This is a genomic window from Streptomyces sp. SAS_272 (assembly GCF_052543235.1).
The window spans coordinates 1-3,952 of the sequence record NZ_JBMNDR010000184.1 but is presented as its reverse complement, the minus strand read 5'-3'; the positions used below and the strand labels follow the sequence as shown (position 1 = coordinate 3,952).

The 3,952-nt window shown below is 73.0% G+C and carries 2 protein-coding genes; both read left to right on the top strand.

Going from position 1 to position 3,952, the window contains the following annotated elements:
- Positions 1-2,014 (top strand): SDR family NAD(P)-dependent oxidoreductase (locus ACN6LD_RS41885; protein WP_445045907.1); only part of this gene is annotated, 2,014 nt, incomplete at its 5' end.
- A 45-nt stretch (positions 2,015-2,059) separates the two neighbouring features.
- The coding region (locus ACN6LD_RS41880) for a type I polyketide synthase (protein WP_445045906.1) at positions 2,060-3,952 on the top strand (1,893 nt) is incomplete at its 3' end.

The following is a 3,952-nucleotide window of genomic DNA, read 5'->3' as shown; positions in this document are numbered from 1 at the left end:
GAAACTGGACAGCTGGCGCTACCGGGTGGCGTGGCGGCCCTGTCGGCTCCCCGAAGGAGCCACCCTCGAGGGGACCTGGCTGCTCGTCGTCCCCGAAGGGCGGACGGACGACGACGTGACGGTCCGGGCGCGACGCGTTCTGGAGGAGGCGACGCGAGTCGTCCAGGTCGTCGTGCCGGAGCGGGCGGATCGGACGGTCGTCGCCGAACTGCTGGACGCGGCCGCGAAACCCGGGGACGCCCCCGTCGGCGTGCTGTCGCTGCTGGCCCTGGACGACGCACCGGACAAGCGCAGCCCGGGCGTCACCAGGGGAGTGCTCGGCTCCATGGCCTTGAGCCAGGCACTCGCGGACAGCGCGACCCATGCGGGACTGTGGTCACTGACGCGCGGAGCCGTCGCCGTCGACGGCGAGGAAGAGCCCGTCGCCGGCCAGGCTGCCGCGTGGGGTCTGCTTCGGGTCGCCGCTCTGGACGATCCGGAGCGGTCCGGCGGGCTGGTGGACCTCCCCGCGGACGGCGGCATCGAGCTGCTGGCGTGGCTGCCCGCGCTGCTTGCGGCAGGCGACGCGTCCGGCGCAGAGAGCGAGTTCGCGCTCCGGCCCGGGCAGCGGGGAGTGCGCGTCCGGCGGATGGTGCGCTCACCGCTCGGCGGATCCGTCGAGGCGCCGGTGTGGAAACCGCGAGGCGCCGTACTCATCACCGGAGGCACCGGGGCCCTCGGCGCTCATGTGGCAAGGGATCTCGCCCACGAGGGCGCGGAGCATCTGGTGCTGACCAGCCGGCGCGGTCCCGACGCACCGGGTGCGGCGGAGCTGGAGCGCGAACTGACCGACCTCGGATGCCGGGTGACCATCGTCGCCTGCGACGTCGCCGACCGCGGCGCGCTCGCCGACGTCATGCGGGCCATCCCGGAAGAGACCCCCCTGACCGCGGTCGTCCACACCGCGGGCGCCGTCGACCGGGCGCGGCCGCTCACGAAGATCGACGCCGACGAGGCCGTCGAGCTGATGCACGCCAAGGTCGTGGGCGCCGAGAACCTGCACGAGCTGCTGGGCGCACGCCCGTTGGACGCCTTCGTGCTCTTCTCCTCCGGAGCCGGCGTCTGGGGCAACGGCGGCCAGGGGCCGTACGCGGCGGCCAACGCCCACCTCGACGCGCTCGCCGAACGGCGTCGCGCCGCCGGCCTGCCCGCCACCTCGATCGCCTGGGGCGCCTGGGCCGGCGGCGGCATGGTCGACGCCGAGGTCGGCGAGCAGCTGGCGCGGCGCGGGGTGCCCGCGATGGAGCCGGCGCTCGCCGTGCGCGCCCTGCGCGAATCGGTGGCGGCGAACGAGACCACCGTCGTCGTGGCGGACATCCGATGGGACCGGTTCGTGCCCGCGTACTGCGCCCACGGGCATCGCCCGCTGATCGACGAGATCCCGGAAGTGCAGGCGCTGCCGGCCGAGCAGGACGGCGAAGGGGCGGCCGGGCACACGGCGGACGCGAGCGCAGGGGCCGGCGGGCTCCGCGGCGAACTGGCCGCGTTGCCGGCCGCCAAGCGCAAGCGCCGACTGGCCGAGCTGGTCCGGACGCACGCAGTGGCGGTCCTCGGCTCCGGAGCCGCCGAAGTGGTCAAGCCCGGCCGGGCCTTCCGGGACATGGGATTCGACTCCCTGACCGCTGTCGAACTGCGCAACCGGCTCGGTTCGGCACTCGGCGTCAGGCTCTCCGCGACGCTCGTCTTCGACCATCCGACGCCGAACGCCCTCGCCGACCACCTGGGCGCGGAACTCTTCCCCGAGGACGCCGGGGACAGCGCGCTCGACCCCCGGCTGAAGGAGATCGAGGCGGCCTACCGCGCCACGTCGGACCCGGCCGGCAGGGCGGAAATCGCCGACGCGCTGCGCGGCCTGCTCGACTCCTGGGCGGCGCCCACCGGCGCACCCACCCCCGCGACCGTGGACGAGGAACTGGTCGGCGCCTCCGACCAGGACATGTTCGATCTGATCGACAAGGAACTCGGGATCTCCTGAGCGCACCCCCGACACGACTTCCCGATTCTTGAAGGGCTGACTGGCATGGCCAACACGCACAACACCGAGGACAAGCTGCGGGACTACCTCAAGCGCGTCACCACGGACCTGCGACAGACCCGTCACAGGCTCACCGACCTGGAGACGCGGGCGCACGAGCCCATTGCCATCGTGGCCACCGCCTGTCACATGCCCGGCGGAGTGCGCAGCCCGGAGGACCTGTGGCGGGTCGTCGCCGACGGCGTCGACACCGTTTCGGACCTGCCGACCGACCGCGGCTGGGACATCGAGGCGCTGTACGACCCCGACCCGGAGCGCATCGGCACCAGTTACGTCCGCCAGGGCGCCTTCCTGCACGACGCGGCCGAGTTCGACGCCGCCTTCTTCGAGATCTCGCCGCGTGAGGCGACCGCGATGGACCCGCAGCAGCGACTGCTCCTGGAAACCACCTGGGAGGCGTTCGAACGGGCCGGCATCGACCCCACGACGCTGCGGGGCAGTTCCACCGGTGTGTTCGTCGGCGCCAGCAACCAGGCCTACGCGCCCGACGGCGCCCGTGCGCCCGAGGGCATCGAAGGACATCTGCTGACCGGCGGATCCGCCGCCGTGCTGTCGGGGCGCATCTCCTACAGCTTCGGCTTCGAGGGACCGGCCGTCAGCCTCGACACCATGTGCTCCTCCTCGCTGGTCGCCCTCCATCTCGCGGTCCGGGCACTGCGCTCGGGCGAGTGCTCGATGGCGGTCGCGGGCGGTGTCACCGTCATGGCCAGCATGCGCAACTTCATCGAGTTCAGCCGTCAGCGCGGCCTGGCCGCCGACGGCCGCTGCAAGCCCTTCGCGGCCGGCGCCGACGGCACGGGCTGGGGCGAAGGCGTCGGTGTGCTGCTGCTGGAGCGGTTGTCGGACGCCGTGGCGTCGGGGCATCAGGTGCTGGCGGTGGTGCGGGGTTCGGCGATCAACCAGGACGGTGCGTCGAACGGGTTGACGGCGCCGAACGGTCCGTCGCAGCAGCGGGTGATCCGTGCGGCGCTGGCGGACGCGGGTCTGTCGGCGGCGGACGTGGACGTGGTGGAGGCGCACGGCACGGGGACGAAGCTGGGTGACCCGATCGAGGCGCAGGCGCTGCAGGCCACCTACGGCCAGGAGCGCGACGCCGGCTCCCCGCTGCTGATCGGTTCCCTGAAGTCCAACGTCGGCCACACACAGGCCGCTTCCGGCGTCGTGGGCATCATCAAGATGGTCGAGTCGCTCCGGCACGGCGTCGCCCCCAAGTCGCTCCACGGAGAGGAGCTCACCCCGCACGTCGACTGGTCCTCCGGCACGCTGCGCCTGCTCACCGAGGCGGTCGACTGGCCGGACACCGGACGGCCGCGCCGCGCGGGTGTCTCCTCCTTCGGAGGCAGCGGCACGAACGCCCACGTCGTCCTCGAGCAGGCGCCGGTCGCCGAACCGGAGGAAGCCGCCGGGACGACGGATGCCGGGACGACGGATGCCGGGACGACGGACGCCCAGACGACGGATGCCCAGACGGCGGACGCCGAGGCGGTGGACAAGGCGGAGAAGACCGGTGTCGTCCTGCCCTGGATGCTGTCGGCCCGGTCGGAGGCCGCGCTGAAGGAGCAGGCACAGCGGTTGCTCGACCGCGTCGAGTCCGCCGGCCTCTCCACCGTGGACGTCTCCCACGCGCTCGCCACCGGTCGCGCCGCGCTGGAGGAGCGCGCCGTCGTCATCGGCACCGACCACGCCGGCCTGGTCGACGGTCTGCGCGCCCTGGCCAGGGGCGAAAGGCCCGCGAGTGGGGCTCGCGGCCTCACCGAGAGCCCCGCCTCCCCCCTCGATCCGGTGTTCGTGTTTCCGGGTCAGGGTGCGCAGTGGGTGGGTATGGCGGTGGAGTTGTTGGATGTGTCGGAGGTGTTCGCTGCGCGGTTCGTTGAGTGT